Source organism: Mariniphaga sediminis, from assembly GCF_003573545.1.
GTDB lineage: Bacteria > Bacteroidota > Bacteroidia > Bacteroidales > Prolixibacteraceae > Mariniphaga > Mariniphaga sediminis.
In genome coordinates this window covers 183,522-201,532 of sequence record NZ_QWET01000001.1, presented here as the reverse complement: position 1 = coordinate 201,532, position 18,011 = coordinate 183,522, and the positions used below count along the sequence as shown (strand labels likewise).

Genomic DNA, 18,011 nt, shown 5'->3' with positions numbered 1-18,011 from the left:
CACTATTTAATCCAATCTCCGAATAATATTTCCGGACTCCCAGTCGTCTGCTTTATAATTTCCAACTGATCTCCTTTACCGGACAGTCGATAAGCATCTTTTACTATTTTCAAATCTTTGGAAAGCGCTTCATCATCCGCCTGACTATTGGCATCCGTCATTCCTGTAATCAAAAGTTTCGTTGGTGCCAGGCTTGCAGCCAGATCAGGAAGATCGTAACCGGTGAGCGCTCCCGGCACCAGACTGTAAACAAAACGGGGAGTATAAAACCGGTTTTCGACAAAAGAACGATAAGAGGAATACGGATTAATCAACACTACGCGGGAAATTACGGAATCAAATGCCGCTGCATGCAAAAGTAACGGGGACATCTCTTCCCGGGCAACACCATAAATATCTGTAACTCCATGGCTTTGCTGCAATAAATATGAAAGTTTTACCACATCCGAAGCCTGTACCCCCACGATGCTCCTTCCGATCAGCATGGCAGTATACCACAAATTGTAAGAGACATTATCGATGTAGGCATCCCCCTTCAGGGCGCCTCCTCCCAACTCCCCGGTACCCGGCAAATCGGGAGCAAGCAGGGTAAAACCATTGTGAAGCAAAAATGCCATTTCATCCTCTTCTTTCACCATCCCTGCTTTTCCTTCCGGATGCAAATAAATAACGGCATTCCCATTCTTTTTCTCCGGAATAAATAACAGGTAAGGAAGAACGTAGTCTCCTTCCCCTTTTACAAAATATTTCTCAACAACATATCCTTCCTTCTGAATCCTGCCGGTAAACACCGGATTATCAGACAACGACGGTTTTTTATAACCCGACAGGTGCCGGGCCTGTGCAGGAATCTTTTGAAGGTGGGCTCCCAACTCTTTCCTCGATTCCTCCAGTTCATCAATGTATTTACCGGCTTCGCTGCGGTTCAGGCTAAAAACAGTTTCTCCCTTAAGTGACGTAGCAAGCTGTCCTGTCGGCGTCTTTTGCAACTCTTTTTCGGTAAGATATTCCACCTCCTCTTCCTCAAAAGGCCCCGGATTATTCAGGTGCTTTTGGAAAAAGGCGTACATCCCTTCCCTGATTATCTTCGTATAACCATGTCCGTAATCATCTTCCACCAACTCCATATTATCAGCCTTACCCAAAATAGTGTAAACCTTTTTTACCTCTTCGTAGGTTTCACGTGTTCCCTGAATATTAAAAAAATCATGGGTGGTAGCCATTATCAGGGTAGGTTTCGGAGCCCGTGCCACGATAAAATCGCCATGGTCAATCCCATTCAGGATTCCACGGTAAAAATTCTGCTCCCCGTCCTGCACCCCAATTGACTCCATCAACCGCCGGAAGCTGGTGATGTAACAGGCAGGCGCCGATGCCGTTACCCGTTCGTCCAGTGCCGAAATATAGGCCGTTTGGGTACCACCACCCGATATTCCATGTACTCCTATCCGTTGGGCATCCACTTCCTTCCGGCTGACGAGGTAATCGATGCCCCGAATACCGTCCCAGGTAAAATAGCGGGCAACCGGCTGGCCAATCAGCGCTGTTTGTACAGAAGGATAGGAATGTTCCCTGGTAGAACCTCCCAAAATGGATTTTCCCGTTTCAGGGTTGAAATACTGAAGGCGCTCTCCCTGTCCGAGAGGGTCAATCGCCAAAACAACAAATCCCTTTTTTACAAGATTTAAAAGAGGAAGCTGGTAAGATTGTTTCCGGTATACCTCCGTGCTGTGCCCGGAGCAAAAAAGTATTGCCGGCGCAGGGCCTTTTAAATTATCAGGTATAAACAGTGATGCCGTAACATAAAAACCGGGTAGCGATTCATAAATAATATTTTCTATCCGGTAACCATCCTTTTTAACTTCTCCGGTAAGCCGGGCATTCAACGGTGTTTTTTCAGGAAACAGCCCCACGGTTTTTCGCAAAAGCTGTTTCATTTCTGTCTGCCTCTGTTGCCATTGCTCTGGTGCATCCAGTCCGGATATTTTTTCCTCCCGGGAGTCCAGCAGACCGTATGCATCACCTGTAAGATGATGGTACAATGCATTCGGGGAATCGCTGTATTGAAGCCAGCGCTCCAGCACCTGATACTCATCCTGTGCATTTGCATCCCTGCCAAAAGAACACAGTATTAACACCGTTATAAAAATTATCGAAAAGGGGATTCTACCTGCTTTAAAAACGTATTGGTTCATATTATGATATAAAAATGGTACTTTCAAAAATCACGTAATAAATACAATTTCTTCTCTATTTGCTGTCCTTCGATAAGAATGTGAAAATAGTTACTTTCATTAAAACCACACACGCTCTCTAATACCCGGGATATTCCGTTTTTATAAGTTTCCATAAACGCCTCATCACCCGGATGCAGTAATCCATTCTCATCCTTTGCCCGGAAATGGCACCCAACCACAAGGGTATTAAGGATATTATCATAGGGAAGGTTTAGCGAAACAGCCAATTTAATGGCTCCTGCCAGCCGGTCGTCGGCTCCCAGTTTTCTACTCAAATCGCACCCAACCCTGAAAATTGTATCCCCCAATGCCTTATTTTGAAACCTCTCAAGTAAATCATCCACATGATCGGCCAGGTCAGTCCGGGTAAATTCACCCGGATACTTTTTCTCCAACAAATCGGCTGCCTGCAGCATTGTCTTTCTCACCGTTTTATAAATCAGCGGCACTTCCAACGCTTCCCAAATATACTGGTGAAGGGGATTATAATAGTACCCCCAGTAGGCGGTAGCGGCATGCCCCAGATTATGAATAAACAATTTTCTGTCCACCCAGGCTTTTATGTTTTCCTTTGGCGCTAATCCCTCTACCTCAGGAATCGGGTTTCGAAATGCTTTCCTGTCTAAAATTAACGTATTGTAAGGTTCGGCAAATACCCTCAACGGATCCTCTTCCACAAGCTTTTGGGGAACGATAGGCACCATTTTTCCGATACTGGTTTCTACCAACCCAACAAACTGGTCGATAGGAAAACCTTGGGGCAAACAGCGCTGTAGCTTCTCCCTGAAAAAGGAAGAAGCATCAAGCATATTCTCGGCAATGATAATATCAATCGCATTGGATTTATTGTTGGCGTACCTTCTTTCTATTCCCCTGGCGATTAACGGAAGAATGGCATGTAAGGCATTTTTTCCCACCGAAACGGCCAAAATACGCGCTTCGCTGATCTCTTTTGCTACCAGCTCTGTATTGCGGGCATCTACCGCCCGCACGTTCCGAACTGTTATCACCTTTTCCTCCTCCGATTTGATAACCACCTCATACTGTTTCCTGGCATTCATCTCCTGAATAACCGGAAGTGCAATATCTGCAAATACAACTTCAAAACCTCCGGTACTGAAAAGTTGCCCGATAAACGAGCGTCCGATTTTTCCGGCACCAAAAATTATTATTTTATCATTCATAGTTTTCATTTCATAATCAAACCCTTCGGGTTTTCAACATAGCCGGCAGGCCTTATTTTCTCTCCTTTTTTTGTTCCGTTTCCAAGTTCTCCGGATATTTGCTTTGCATGCAATTCCAATCTTTTTACGACCTCCGGAAATTGTTCACTCACATTATTCAACTCTTTAATGTCTCTGCTTAAATCAATCAACTTCAGCTTGCTGTTCGCATCCGGCTCATCCCTTTCCTTTCCGGCAGACAGATAAAGTTTCCATTTTCCTTCCCGAACAGCCTGCAAATCACCTGTATAATAGTAATAGAAAATTTTATGGGGTGTTTTTGCCTCCTTATTTCCCAAAAGGAGCGGCCAGATATTTTTACCGTCGATAATCCGATCTTCGGGTATTTTCGCTCCGGAAACTTCGGCAAATGTAGGGAACCAGTCCATCATTGTACACCATTCATTATTGGATTGGCCGGCCGGAATTTTCCCCTTCCATTTTACAATGCAGGGAACACGCATTCCCCCTTCCGTTGTAGTATATCCTGGACCGGAGAACGGTTCATTGCTGCCCATACCACTTCTGGTTTCCCGACCTCCTTGCGGTGCCCCGTTATCCGAAGTAAATACAATGATGGTCTTCTCTTCAAGCCCATATTCCTCCAATGTTTTCATTATCTCCCCAACAGACCAATCAATCTCCTCCACAGCATCTCCCCAGGCTCCGTTAACCGATTTACCGCAAAAACGCTCATCTACCACCGGCACCATCCTGCTTCCGGGAAGATTTTCCGGGAAATATAAAAAGAATGGTTTGTTTTTGTTCTCCGAAATAAACCGGATGGCTTCCCTCACGTATCTGCTGGTAGTTGTTGTCAAATCGGCCGGAGCTTCAATTACCTTATCATTCTTAAGAAGCGGCAACTCAGGCCACTCCGAAGAGATGGAGGGAATCATATCTTCACTGTAAGGAATTCCGAAAAAATAATCAAACCCCTGATTTACGGGCAGAAATTGCGGTTGATCCCCTAAATGCCATTTGCCAATACATGCCGTTGCGTACCCCCTGTCCCGGAGGATTTCAGCAATCGTTATTTCTTCGGGGTTCATCCCTTTGGGGGAAACAGGGCGTAATACGGCTCCGTTCCTGTCATCCCAATGCATATCAACGCGCTGCGCATAGCAGCCGGTCATTAGGCTGGCCCGCGACGGTGTACAAACAGGAGATGAAGAATACAACGAAGTAAGCCGCATCCCCTCTTTTGCCATTTTATCAATGTGAGGCGTTTTATGTATCTGGGAACCAAAACATCCAATGTCTCCATACCCCAGGTTATCAGCATAAATAAATATAATGTTTGGTGTTTCTATTTTTGCAGAATTATTATTGCAGCTAACACAACAACAAAATAATAAGATACAACTGTTAAGCTGAATTATTTTTTTGAACATAATTTTATGTTTTAGCAAAGATTACTTTTTAAAACCTTCCAATATTTCCAATGCCTGATTCACCATCTCTTCGCCTGCCCCCGGAGCCAGCCGGGAATTAACAGCCTCGTAATCACCTTCTTTAAATGCCTGCAAAGTTGGAATGTAAGCGATATCGGCATTTGCCAGCTCAATTAACATCGTATTAGCAAAGGGAGATCGTTTCTTAAGACTGAGCCCCAATTCGGAAAAAAGTTCTCCCGGCATAGTAACAATCGCCGTTTCCGAATCAAGCCTGAAAACATGTATCTCCACAGGCAAACGATACGGTTCTCCTGAAACGGCAGGAGTAACAGCCTCATGGATACGCAGTTGTTCAAGGGGAGGCTGAACCCCCCATTCAGAAATCTTCAGTTTACGCCTTTTTGTTAAAAAATCCCGTTCCGGATAAAGAGGTTCCGTGCCCTCTTTTGACCAGAGCAGTTCTTCCCCGGTATAATCCTGCATCGGAAGATACAATACCCGGGATACGACACAGAAATCAGGCTCTCCCTGTCTTGCGCCAGGAAGCGCGTTCTCTACCGCATGGGCAAGTATGTTTCCGATTCTTTTCACTTTTACATCCGGATCTTCTCCGGCTTCCTCCTCCGGGTTTACGGTATTTATGTTGCCACAGGCCCCCAACCCGAATACGGAAATATGCTCCCTGCCAAAAATGGTTTTGAGTTGCTCCTGCAAATAAAAGGGATAATCGGAGCTAAATTCGGTACCTCCCCGCACATAATGACTGGCAAAAACAGTAAGTGAAGCAGAATTGGCAACGGTATCTTTAGGCTGCAAAAGAACAAAATGGACATCCGGGTCTACCGGCCCGGCAGGACGAACAATCCCTGGATTTTGATGTCCCGGGTTAAAACGTACACGGCCATCAGTCATTAAATACCGCCGGTTAAAAGATATACCGGGGGCATGTCCTTTTCCCGAAACAATTTCAACCTCCTGTTGATTTTTGGTTGCCAACACAATGGCTTCGGTCATTCCTTTGATCAGGAATGTAAAGTAACTTTTTTGATCCTCTTCTGTTAACCGGCCCGACAATTCACGTAAAGCATATTCTTTAAACGCCGCTGTTATGCCGGGACTGGTATGGGTATGTGTTGCTGAAATACTGATATTTTGAAAAGGAATGCCGGTTTGATCGGAAGCCCGCTCCCTGACAATCCGGCTCAAATCCCTGGGAATACCCAACAAGTTACACACAAGCAGTACTCCCTGCGCTTCCCCCTGGGAAAACACAATGGCTTTTGCGTACAACGGGTCTTTTACCCCGGTACTTTTCACCGCCGGTACCCCATAAAGCGGAAACCCCTCCGGAGGAGTAATTTCAACTACTCCCGTCCCTATCAGAAAGGGAGTAGTATCCTTCTTCACTTTTACACAGCATGTAAAAAACAGCAACAGAAGAAGTAAAACCTTTGTATTCATACTTCTGTTTTTGAAGAAGCATCTATCCATTTTGCTCCGCCGACTGATCCGCTGCAAACAGCACTTCATGCGTGTGCAAAGCATCAGTCAGACTGGTAAGCGGCATTTCCTTATTTTCGTCAATAGCCTGAAAAAAGGTCTCAAACTGTTTCTGGTAAGGATGATCGGAAACATCGCCCGAATCAAGCATTTTCATTGACAATTCGCTCCATTTATTCTTATTAAGCCCTCCCATTTGGGTCGAGTAGAATTTATTGTCGAGCAGACTACCTTCGCTGCCAATCAAATGGATATGGAAATAATAGGGTTGTAAACAATCAATTACTGAAGATACCTTTCCAATCCTTCCTCCGTCAAATTTGAGAACACTAACCGAGGTAGTGGGATATTCATATTTGGCGAAATCTTCATTTGCAGAATACGTAGCCAGGCTATGCACGCTCTCCACATCATTTCCCATGAGAAACAGCAGGGCATCCAACGCATGACATCCGGCAGACAACAGACTACTTCCGGCGGCTTCCTTCTTTATATTCCACCTGAACTGGCCATACCAGGGGCCAACTCCGTGATAGTAATCTACCTCACCGTAGTGTATTTTCCCCAACAGCCCCTTATCAATGATTGCCTTGGTGGTTTCCAGTTGGCTGGAGAAACGGCACTCAAAACAAACACAGGTTCTAACCCCGGCACTTTCCACAGCTGATTGAACAGCCAGGCAGTCTTCCCATGACAATGCCACCGGCTTTTCAATGATAAGATGTTTGCCAGCCTTTGCAGCCATAATCGCCTGCTCGGCATGTTCGGCCGGATAACTGCAAATCGAAATGATATGGAGTTCCGGATCAGCAAGCATTTCTGCCAAATCGGTATAACATTTAATTGTTCCACCGTGTTTGGCACTTATCTCCTTTGAATTAAGATTCCGGGAAGAACAAATGGCAGTAACCTGTGCCAGAGAGGTTTGATTAATCGCTTCGATATGGGCTCCTGCAGCCCAACTATAGCCAATAATACCTACATTATATTTCTTCATGATTTATAATTTTGAAATTCACTAAAAGAACTGTTACTAAACGGTCTAAAGTCAAAAATAAAAATTTAAATTACGTTTTTTATCTGTTACAAACAGAATGATTTATCTTTTTTTGTATAAAAAACCAACAGGTTTTCCTCAACAGAAAGTTTTGAAACAATTACGCAGAGAGAATTTTCCGTTTTTTCGCATCATAAATTACTTTACGGCCTGTTTCGTATGATTTCATTGCCATTAACACGGCCACTGCATGCTGGTAGCCTGCCTCAATGGGTGCAATCGTTTTCTGACCATTACGGATACACTGCAACCAATCAAGAAAATGATCAGGCCCTTCAACCTTAACCACTGGTTTCTCGCCATTTATGGTTCCATCCGGGCGGGGCGAGTCTTCATCGCTGTAAGTGGGGCTCCCCCAACTTGCCATATTGAGTGAACCTTTGTCTCCGTAAAAGTTACGGACGCTTCCCTTCCCGTTGCCGAGGTTATTTGAACTGCTTACCAGAAAACCTTCCGGATAAATCCATGTTGCCTGAATACAATCAGGGGCAGTAAACTCATGTTCGTCTTTCCATGTGAAAGTACCACCCAGGCACACACATGATTCCGGGAATTTAGCGCCGGTAACAAAATGTACAATATCAATAAAATGAGCTCCTAAATTCGGAATAGGACCATGCGAAAAATCGTAATAACCATACCAGGCCGAATACAGGTCAGACCGGAAAGGCCGGAACGGGCGATCGCCCAAAAACTCTTTCCAGTCCACATCCTCTGCCTTAACATCTCTGAGGTAATTATACCAGTATGGTCTTTTACTGTTACGGCACTCCTCAATCCGCGACAGTTTGCCCAATTTTCCCTGACGGAAAAGCTCGCGGGTCCCCATTATTCCGGGGTAACTGCGTAACTGGGTTCCAACCTGCACTACCACGCCGGCCTCGTCAACCGCATCAACAGCCTTGATCAGTCTATCCATATCCATGGCAAGAGGTTTCTCCACATAAACATGTTTCCCTGCCCTGGCTGCCGCTTCCAGATGCGTAGTATGCAGGTGGTCGGGAGAGGCTATCATCACCGCATCAACATTGTCCAACTCAAATAGTTCCCGGTAAGAAACGACCTGCCTTGCATCCCGTCCAAACCATTTTTTCACTTTTTGATTGGCCTCCTCCCGGGCAATACGCCAGGGGTCGCAAAGGGCAACAATCTCTACATTCATTTTGTCGGCATGTTTATACACACCGTCCATAAATACATTATTTCCACGTGAACCACATCCAATAATTCCGATGCGAATCCGATCGTTGGCTCCCAGGGCCCTCCCCTTTTTCAGTATAGTTAATGAATTGGGCAAAACACCTACGCCCGATGTAACAATGGCACTGCTTTTAATAAATTTTCGTCTTGATAAATTTTCCATACGAATAAATTTTAAAACTAAGTTTCTGTATTTTTTCCAACTACATTTACTCTCGTAATACTACTTTATACATACCCTATTTTATCCTCCGACCCGAATTTGCATTTTATACTTTTCATAATAAGGAGCAAGCAACTTGCGCTTTTCTCCGGGATATTTCTCAAGATAAGTTCCCCCAACATAGAAGCAGGAATACCCCCCAGACACAACCCCCCAGGCACACGCTTCCCGAAGGTCAACTGGGAATTGTCCGGATTGAAGCTGAAGTACCAAACCGGCCATTACCCCGCCTGCAAAATTATCGCCGCATCCCGTAGTGTCTCCCTTACGTCCTTTTTGTAATTCTTCTGAAACAGCAGCAGAGACCGGCATTTCGAAATACTCCTGTTTGTCAAACAGGGCATTCCCTGCCGAAAATCCTGCCAGATTATTGGGGCCATTTGTTACAACGACTGCCCCCGTTCCCTGGTCGCGAAAAAACTGCAAGGCATCGGGTATAGATTTTTTTCCGCTGAGGCGAAAAGCTTCTTCCGAATCAGTAATTAATAAATCGATATGCCGGTAGCTTTCGTCGCTTTCTCCCAGCGGCCATTTCTTCCCGCTGTTTGCCTTTTCGTTCCTGAAATCGTAAACTGTGTTTACGACGGTAATACACCCTTTGGTTTTGGCTTTTGCCAACAGCCCGGTAAGGTGATCATGAATTTGCGGAACAAGGGCTGTCCCTCCAAACACAACAATATCAGAAGAAAAAAAATCATTGTTTAGGCTATCCGGTGAATAATCCCAGGCAGCTCCGATGGAATTGATAAAAACGCGCTCCCCGTTTCCCTGATCATAATCAGGATCTGAAAGCACTATTGTTGACGGGGTTACCGAACCGGTTAACTCATACTGGCTGACATCAAGAGGAGTCTGCTTCAACGCTGACACTAAAAATTCGCCATCAGTATCTTTTCCCCCGCATCCGTAAAAACGAAAGTCGCAGTTCTTATTATCCAAAATCTGGGCAGCATGTATCATCGCCACAATGCAGGGGCCTCCAATACTAAGCTTGTCCGGCAATTTGTTCCCTGTAATTTCGCCAAGAGTTACCTGCAAATCTTTTTTTACAAACCCCTCAAACTCTTCTTTAAATACCAGATGCCCGGGAACTAAACCTCCGTCGCCCCTTTCCTTCGAAAGACAGGAGGAAAAAATCCCGGAGGAAAAGGAGACATTATTATAGACACGATCGACCAGACAACAGCCTACTCCCGAAACAGTAATTTTTTCCATATCTTCTTTCTCTCATTTTATACCTCTTTAAAATCAAGCGCCACCGGCTGTTTTCGAAATCCCCGGGTGGATACTGCCAGGTAAATAACACCGATGAGTAACCATATACCTCCTAATATTTTCGGACTTCCGGGTAAGCTCATCCATATCCACAGACAAAAAAGAAATCCGGCAGCAGGCATCATAAACCCGGTTATCAGATTCCGTTCTTTTCGGGGCACTCTAAAATACAGTTGTCTGATAGCAGCTATGTTCACTCCCATAAATGCGATAAGGGCGGCAAAATTTATCAGCTCCGCAGTTCGCTGGTAGTTCAGTACCATGGCCCCAACAAGTGACAAAATACCGATTACCAAAATATTTAAAGCAGGAGAATTATGTTTTTTATCGAGGTAGGAAAAAAACCGTGCGGGCAGAACGTTTTCTTTTCCCATACCATAAAGCAACCGGGCCGCTCCTAACTGGCCGGCCATCCCGCTCCCCAAACAAGCAACAAACATAGTGATTGTCATAGCATTAAATAATAATACTCCTCCTACTTCCAAACAAACTGTCATAAATGCTGTTTCAATGTGTTCCGAAGGTATTCTTTCATAAAACGGAACAGCCTGAGTCACATTATCCAACCACATTGACTGCGCTGCCTGCTGTGCCAGGTACATTTGCAAACTGCTGAAAAGACCGGTAAAAAGGCATACGATTACAACAGCCATCAGAATATTCCGTTTCGGATTCTTCACCTCTTCAGCCAGTGTGGTGATACCATCAAAACCAACATAAGTAAGCGCAACCAGGGCTGTTCCTGCAAACAAGGAATTCACACTAAACGTTTCCTTGTTATAAACGGGCTTTGTGGCAAACAGCCCTTCTGTTCCCGTTTTATGAAGAATATACCGTATGGCAAGGATAATAAAAGCCGTTATAATAACGAGCATAATATAAAGCATCGTTTTGTTGGCATTTATACTTGTGCGGGCCCCAAGCAAATTAAGGATGGTTATAAATGATATAAAAGCAACCACCCCCAGAGAAAAAGGAATACCGGGAAACAACCGCTGAAGCGACAAAACCCCAAAAACAGTATTAATGATAGGTATTACCATATAACATAACACCATAGCCCACCCGGCCATAAAGCCAAGATATGGATTAAGCCCTCTCCCTACATAAGTATACGCTGAACCTGCAGAGGGGTACAGGGCAGCCATGCGCCCGTAACTTGAGGCAGTAAAAAGCATGGCCACCATGCTTAACAAAAGGGTGGTAACCATATGCCCGCCCGACAAAACAGCTACCAACCCAAACAAACCAACGGCGGCCACGGGCTGGTTCAGAACAATACCGTAAAAAACCAAATCCCATAACCCCAAAACCCGTTGTAACGAAGGGGCTTTCCCCTCCGGTAATACCGTCGAACTATCGCTCATAAAATTACTGTTCAATGCATTTCAGTTCCGCAGGCGCCAATCCCTCCTCTGTAGTAATTAAACTGCACATTGGGATGATCGGCCAGTAAGGACATGGGAACGGATGAATCCATTATCTTTTTTCCAATCATAAAAGCGGTCAGTCGCTGACCAAAAGGATTGTCGTGTACCCCAGCCTGCCAAATCGATACTTTTTCTGCCTTCCAGGTTTCGGTCGGGCCAACAGTTATCGCCTGCGCCGGAATACCTGTTACTACGCCCCCTGCGCTTGTCCGGGCATTTTGCATACACGTTACCGGATGAAGATCCACTACCCGTGTTGTCAACTTCCGGAATTCCTCCGGCGTGGGGGGTGCATCTGCATATTTGCCTTCCCTTTTTGCAGGGTCGTTAAATGCCCAGTGTTTTACATCTCCCTGGCCTCCCTGCATTACAGCACAACGGATGCCACTGTCCCAGCTACTGATATATTCCCGGGTGTCTGCCTTGGGAAAATGCAGGTTAGAGTCCGGGATTCTGTACTTTTTATCCATCCGGTCAAAACACATCTCACGGTCTGCCCTCTCAAAGGATATGGGACTGTCCGGGCTGATCTCTTTCCCATCAACAAACCATTCGTCCATACCCCAGAAATGAGCATTGGATAAATCCAACTGCAGTTCATTTACCAAACGGGCAACCAGCGGTAATTGCTCCGTTGGGCCAATGGGGCCGCAAATACCAACAGGGGCAGATGCCGTTGCCTGTTTCCAGGCGGTGATGTACTCCAGCGCTTCGGCCAGGTAAAAATCTTCCAGTGTGTCATAAAAAACGACCTTGAAACCGGGACGGGATAGCTGAAGAAGATCGTTGGGGGTTAGCTTTGCCACATCTTTGAGCAAATCATCTTCGAGGGTAGTATAATCCCACCACCCCGGTGCCAGCATACTTTGTTTTCGTGCCATTCTATTCTTTTTTTATTTTGTTAAAAATGATTGTTTATATTACCCTGATATGTTTGCCGAGAATCTCCTGCAGAATATTATCCTGCGGATATCCGTGCCCCAGGTGCTGCCGGAATCCTTCCGCATATTCTGTCCCTATCTCTTTCCCCCTTATGGCAGCAAACCGTTTCATGGCCAGGATGTATTCATCCATTTTATGATGCTCCAGCAACCAGTTACGCTGGCTTTCATGACATCCCAGCATCTTTTCCTTCACCGGCATATCTTCTGAAATATCAACATACATGGATGGTTGTAACGGTTGTCCCAGTTTGTCTTTGCCTTCCATGGCATCGCAATAGTACAGGTAAGGGACCGGTTCGAACGTGGGTTCCTCTACCTCCAGGTTTTTTATTCCGCAGCAGAAACATGCGGTCTGGGCAACCATACTGGTCATCTCATGATCCACCATATAATCTGAGGGGCTTGCCGTAAAAACAATGCTTGGCTTAACCTTCCGGATCAACGCTGATGCGGCGTTAACGGTTTCCCGATCATACAGTATATAAACATCCTCAAATTCAAGGCAATGATAGGTGCCTCCTATTAATTCGGCAGATTTTTTTGCTTCCGCTTTTCGGATAGCGCTTATTTCGGCCCGGTTATATTCCACTGTACCTTTGTCACCGGGGGCCATGGTTGCTATATGAACCTCCCAACCCAGTTTCCGCATCAGCGAAAGGGTTCCGGCACACATTAACTCAGCATCATCCGGATGGGCAAACAAACCCAATACTCTTTTTTCCATACTATTTAATAATTTAAATGAACTATATTTCCTGTTGATTCACCTGCATACAGCTAAATAAAACTAAGTTGTAAAATCTACCGGTGGTTTGTGTAAATCTGTTGAGGGGGCTACATTCGGATTAAATTGTAAAAACATAGCATGTTCCATGAGCACACGTCCGTCACCAGCAACGTTTTCAACATCGGCATAATGCCTAAAGCCCATACTTTCGTAAAGAGAAAATGCTATATGATTATCCGGTAATGTGGTGAGTTCAATACCATCACAACCTTTTTTACAAGCTGCATTTATAAGAATCTGTATTATTTTTTTGCTCAAACCCTGTCCTTGAAATGTATCTAAAATGCCAATTCCTAACAAAGGAATGGGTTCGTCAAAATACCAAAGAAAAAAATATGCTGCCATTTCATCTTTATTGAAAAGGCCAAGTGTTAGATCTTTTCCGATTTCAGAGCGTGACAGAATTGCTTCGACAGTTTTGTCGTCATATGAGTGGGGAAAAAAAGAAGCAGTGGATTTTTCTGATAAAGAATTACCAAAATTTTGTAATACTACTCGATCAGTTATTAAAAGACGACGAATAATAAATTGTTTATGATTCCTACTTGTTACTATAATCTTTTCATTTAATTTCATTCCAAAATTTATTTTTCATTCGAATAAATATTCAACTAAAGTTCATTATTAGCTATTCAAATCATCCGTTAGGATAATAGAATTTCCATTCTTATCCTCAAGGCAATACTCTTTTTCACAGCCTTCTAACTTTTTATTCTCCATCTACCGCTAATTTTTATTTCACAATAAATAATATTACTTGTTGAATATTTGATTTACTATTCTTTTATCTTCTTTTAATTTCATTCAATAAAGAGAGGGCTGTTTCCACCAACATTTCTCCTCCGCCGGAATCGACCAGCGAGTAAACGATCTCATAACTTCCTTCCGCGAAAGCTTTTCTTAGCGGGATACACTCCTCGTGATTATTTGCCAGTGTAACAACCAGGGTTGTCTCAAACGGAGAGGATTGTTTAAGTTCCAGGCCCAGTTCAACAAAAATTTGTCCGGGCAATGCAACAATTGCGGTCTCATCTCCCAGCTTAAAAACCTGGACTTCGAGCGGCATTGTTTCGCCATACTTTTGGCGAAGTTCATCAAGAGCAAGGATCTTTTTCACACGGGCAGTAACCAAAGCAGACGCAGGTTTCCCTTTAAAGCTTTTGGCCCAGTTCAAATCCATAGCACTGTAAGTTTGGATTGGAACCTCAACAACTTTGCTGCTTACGGCAAGGGCGGCCTTATTTTCTTTTAATCCGGAATACTTTTCAAGGAAACCGGCTGCCAGCTTTTCTCCAATGGGCCTGGTTGCCAGTTCATATCCTATTTGCGGCCCCGGCTTAGATATATCCCAATGGTTGACATCGGCACAGGGTCCCTCGCCAAAAACGGATAGGTACCCGTCACCAAAATGCCGTTGTAATCCTTTTTCCAGAAAATGAGGATAGCCACTGCTAAACTTTGTTGTTCCGCCTATTGTTGCCAGTTGCATGGCAAATGTTGAAAAGGAGGAAAAAGGTTTTTCATCGCCTTCTGCTGTAAATAAAATAATCCCCAGTTCCGGATCCACAGGGCCTACCGCACCGATAATGTCGGGGTTCAAAAAACCACCGTTCATTTTTACCGTCCCGTCTTTCATAAGATGCCGGCGGTTAAAGGCCACTCCCTCCGTATTTACAACTCCCGACTTTATAGTTGCCTGTTTACGGTTCGCCTGTGCTTCCGCAATGGAATTTACCAGTCTCTCCACAAGTTGTTCGGCATAAGAATACTTATCCCCAGGTAAAGGTTTGCCGGACTCCAGCCATTGTGCATACTCTTCAACTTCGGTATAGCATGTTGGATCAGCATGGGTATGTGTAGCGGCCAGGCAAATATTGGAAACGGGGATACCGGTTTTCTCAGAGGCCCGTTTGCGAACCACCTCCGAAAGACTTAACGGAATGTAAAAAAGATCGGCCATTACCAGGGCAGCCTGACGATCACCATCGCTCCAAACAATTGCCCTGGCTTCAAGAGGATCCAGCACTCCTTCGCTCGTGACTTTATGTACCGGGTATCCGACAGGCGGAGTAATGTCCACTTTTGCCACGCCAACATTTAAGCTGCCGCCGTTAGTTGGTTGGCTACAGCCGACACAGAAAAGCAGCCCGGAATACACAATTAAAAGAAAACGTTTTAACACATTCATTATTCTTGCTTTGAATAACTTCCAATTAGAACTTTTTTATGGCTCTCCCAATTTGAGCTATCGCTTCTTTATGCCTGTCAAGGCACTCTGCCATAGTCGGCCGCCAGGGAGCTGTCATAAAACCGTACAAACGGGAAGGATCTATCACTTTTTTACAATAATCTACCGTTGCTTCCATGTTCAGCTCATTGGAGTGATTACTGCCTGTCGGTACCTGGTCATATCCATATTCTTCCAAATCATTGTATAATTTCACATAACTTTTCGTCGGTTCATCAAGCTTTTTCAGGTCAAAGTTTGTCCCGTAGTACCAGTTACTCTGAAGGACTGATTTGGGCATTTTTTTGAAAAAGAGCTCGGGATGATGCCAGGCATAATCTGACCATATCCAGGAACGTACCCCTTTCTTTTCCACTTCTCCGATATAAAAATAGAGATCTCCCCACCACAGGTCATTCTGGCGTACTATAGCATAGTCAAACCTTCGCTGGTAACTGGGAGTTTCCTCATCCATTCCCAAATGAAAGAAGCGGGGGGAATCAAACAGATCTATTACCTCGCTAATCAGATTGCGGCATACATCGTAATACTTTTTCGTTGAAACCATTCGTGAATATTCTCCCAACCAGATATCGTGGGTCGTTGCAAAATTCAGTTTCGGAATAGGTTCCAGGCCCAACTTTCTCATTTTAGCCAGCTCCGATCTCAATTTTTCCTTTGTCCAGGCATTTTTGACAGCAATTTCAGGATGGCTTTCATATTGAACTGCATCGCCAAGATCGATAATAACCATGTTCATTCCAACGGCAGCCATTTCCTTTAGCAATGTATCCCATGTGGGATCGTCAAAAGTAAGGAACGGCCTGTAAGGATGCGCCCATTCCCTGGCTTCCTGACAGCTGGCACAGTTATAATTCTCGTCCCTGTATTTCAGGGGAACCGTGTCTTCCCACATATTGTAACTCAGGTGCAACAGGTTTGCCCATATCCTGTCCTGATTAGATTGTTGTTGTGCCATTAAGAAAGAAGGTATGCTGCTTGCAACGCCGGCAGCTGCCACTTGTTTGATAAAATTTCTACGATTTGACATTTGATTAAAATTATAGTTTATGATTATTCTTTTTGATTGATTTTTTTAGTCCCACATTTGATTGATTCGTTTAACAGTTTCGTCAACAAGTTTCTGTCCGCCCTCGGGGCCAACGAGGTATCTTTCAGCACTGTATCCACCGCCCTGTGCGGCCCTCTCGCTGGGCAGATAGCCACTATGCTGACATGACAACTGAACGAGAAAAGTAAGAATGGCTTTACTTTGGGCTTTGATTGAGATGCCGTAATCGATAAATAATTCAAACGGATTGGTAGCCATGGCAATATCTCCAAGGCGCAACACATGAAACTCTGCCGGTTTTACACTATCGGTAAAATAAAATGGCGGAGAAGGAGGATTTTTTACCGGCAATTCCACTTTTGCCACCGTATGTTTAAAAACAACCTTTTCATCAATATTATCCCTGACAACAGGCATCACCTCATCCACTGCCTGAAGCACCCTGTTTGCCAATTCCTGACGGGCAGAAATACCCTTCCTTTTCAACATCACCACTTCTGCCCTTTTGTAAGTATATTCATGGCTTACCGGGGTAATATCCCCTGCTGCGCCAATCTGTATAAAAACAAAAATATCCTCCCCATATTTTTTCCTGATGGTTTGCCGTACTTCATGGTAAAAATCGGCAGAAATATAGTTTGTACTATCCGTTACCTGAGCGGTTGCAACGGTATTGAGAACGATTCCGGTAAGCTCCTTATTCCTGTCCCAGAAGAACAGCATTTGTACCCGGTTATCATTGATCCCTTCATAATGCGCAAAGTCGGAGTCATTAACGCCATACATCCTGGCTGTCCCGTTCGATTTTACAGTCCTTCGGTTATGCCCCAAAATGGCATTTCCGAGCCCCCAGGAGAAGCCGCCGGGTTTTCTGTTTTCCCAGGCTGAAACCACTGCATCTGCCACTCTTTCAATAAAAAAGGCTTCAAACTCGGAAGGTTTCATTATGTTTTCATTATCGCTGGTGTCGTATAACCCATAAAACTCCCCATCAATAAACCCGGGGGCAGTGTGGGTGTGGGTTGCATTCAGGAATAATTTGGCCGGTTCAAAACCATCCAATCTTTTTGCCACGGCGTTTTGAAGTTTTTTTTGTGTCTGCGCCCGGATATAAATCACATCGCAGGAAACCATAACCGCCTGCTCTTTTCCACCCTGGCTATCCAGGGTTTCCAGTGCAAGCACTGTAGCAGTCAAAGGATCCTGTACTGATTCAGAGATTCGTTTATGCAGTTGCCCTATCAGTGCCACAGGCCTTTCCGGGGTTATATCTGCCACAGCCCATCCTACATATAACGAATTTTCTTCTTCGTTAAATCCCTGCCCCGGAACAGCTGGAGATTGTTGCTTTTGGAATACAGCAAAAGGAGAGACAGTCCCGGCAATACCGGCGGCGGCTACCTGTTTGATAAATTTTCTGCGGTGAGTCATAGTTCCAG

The 18,011-nt window shown here is 44.7% G+C and carries 14 protein-coding genes; all 14 read right to left on the bottom strand.

Annotated elements, in window-relative coordinates:
- Nucleotides 1-2 precede the first annotated feature (2 nt).
- The 14 genes from D1164_RS00685 to D1164_RS00620 all read right to left on the bottom strand — a co-directional run bounded on the left by D1164_RS00685 (nt 3) and on the right by D1164_RS00620 (nt 18,003).
- Entirely contained in the window at nt 3-2,195 is a 2,193-nt protein-coding gene (locus D1164_RS00685) for an alpha/beta hydrolase (RefSeq protein ID WP_119348007.1), read from the bottom strand.
- A gap of 23 nt (nt 2,196-2,218) precedes the next feature.
- Nucleotides 2,219-3,421: a mannitol dehydrogenase family protein gene (locus D1164_RS00680; RefSeq protein WP_172594282.1), complete on the bottom strand. Its 1,203-nt coding sequence runs from the start codon at nt 3,419-3,421 to the stop codon at nt 2,219-2,221.
- Between the two features lie 5 nt (nt 3,422-3,426).
- A complete protein-coding gene (locus D1164_RS00675) occupies nt 3,427-4,854 on the bottom strand; it encodes a sulfatase family protein (protein WP_119348005.1) in 1,428 nt (475 codons plus the stop codon).
- A 21-nt stretch (nt 4,855-4,875) separates the two neighbouring features.
- The gene (locus D1164_RS00670) at nt 4,876-6,318 is read right to left on the bottom strand and encodes a neutral/alkaline non-lysosomal ceramidase N-terminal domain-containing protein (RefSeq protein ID WP_172594281.1); all 1,443 of its coding nucleotides are present in this window, start codon (nt 6,316-6,318) and stop codon (nt 4,876-4,878) included.
- Nucleotides 6,319-6,340: 22 nt separating this feature from the next.
- Nucleotides 6,341-7,354, bottom strand: a complete 1,014-nt coding sequence (locus tag D1164_RS00665; RefSeq protein WP_119348003.1) for a Gfo/Idh/MocA family protein — start codon at nt 7,352-7,354, stop codon at nt 6,341-6,343.
- Nucleotides 7,355-7,514: 160 nt separating this feature from the next.
- The gene (locus D1164_RS00660; RefSeq protein ID WP_119348002.1) at nt 7,515-8,777 is read right to left on the bottom strand and encodes a Gfo/Idh/MocA family protein; all 1,263 of its coding nucleotides are present in this window, start codon (nt 8,775-8,777) and stop codon (nt 7,515-7,517) included.
- 81 nt (nt 8,778-8,858) lie between these two features.
- Complete coding sequence (locus D1164_RS00655) at nt 8,859-10,052, bottom strand: carbohydrate kinase family protein (protein WP_119348001.1); 1,194 nt, start codon at nt 10,050-10,052, stop codon at nt 8,859-8,861.
- Nucleotides 10,053-10,069: 17 nt separating this feature from the next.
- Complete coding sequence (locus D1164_RS00650; RefSeq protein ID WP_119348000.1) at nt 10,070-11,479, bottom strand: APC family permease; 1,410 nt, start codon at nt 11,477-11,479, stop codon at nt 10,070-10,072.
- A gap of 11 nt (nt 11,480-11,490) precedes the next feature.
- Entirely contained in the window at nt 11,491-12,423 is a 933-nt protein-coding gene (locus D1164_RS00645; protein ID WP_119347999.1) for a sugar phosphate isomerase family, read from the bottom strand.
- A gap of 34 nt (nt 12,424-12,457) precedes the next feature.
- Nucleotides 12,458-13,210, bottom strand: a complete 753-nt coding sequence (locus D1164_RS00640; protein WP_119347998.1) for a PIG-L deacetylase family protein — start codon at nt 13,208-13,210, stop codon at nt 12,458-12,460.
- A gap of 63 nt (nt 13,211-13,273) precedes the next feature.
- Complete coding sequence (locus tag D1164_RS00635; RefSeq protein WP_119347997.1) at nt 13,274-13,849, bottom strand: GNAT family N-acetyltransferase; 576 nt, start codon at nt 13,847-13,849, stop codon at nt 13,274-13,276.
- Nucleotides 13,850-14,057: 208 nt separating this feature from the next.
- A complete protein-coding gene (locus D1164_RS00630) occupies nt 14,058-15,461 on the bottom strand; it encodes a neutral/alkaline non-lysosomal ceramidase N-terminal domain-containing protein (RefSeq protein WP_119347996.1) in 1,404 nt (467 codons plus the stop codon).
- A gap of 25 nt (nt 15,462-15,486) precedes the next feature.
- The gene (locus D1164_RS00625; RefSeq protein WP_119347995.1) at nt 15,487-16,551 is read right to left on the bottom strand and encodes a twin-arginine translocation signal domain-containing protein; all 1,065 of its coding nucleotides are present in this window, start codon (nt 16,549-16,551) and stop codon (nt 15,487-15,489) included.
- Between the two features lie 45 nt (nt 16,552-16,596).
- Nucleotides 16,597-18,003 carry a twin-arginine translocation signal domain-containing protein gene (locus D1164_RS00620; RefSeq protein WP_119347994.1) on the bottom strand — a complete coding sequence of 469 codons (1,407 nt, stop codon included), beginning with the start codon at nt 18,001-18,003 and terminating at the stop codon, nt 16,597-16,599.
- Between the last annotated feature and the right edge of the window lie 8 nt (nt 18,004-18,011).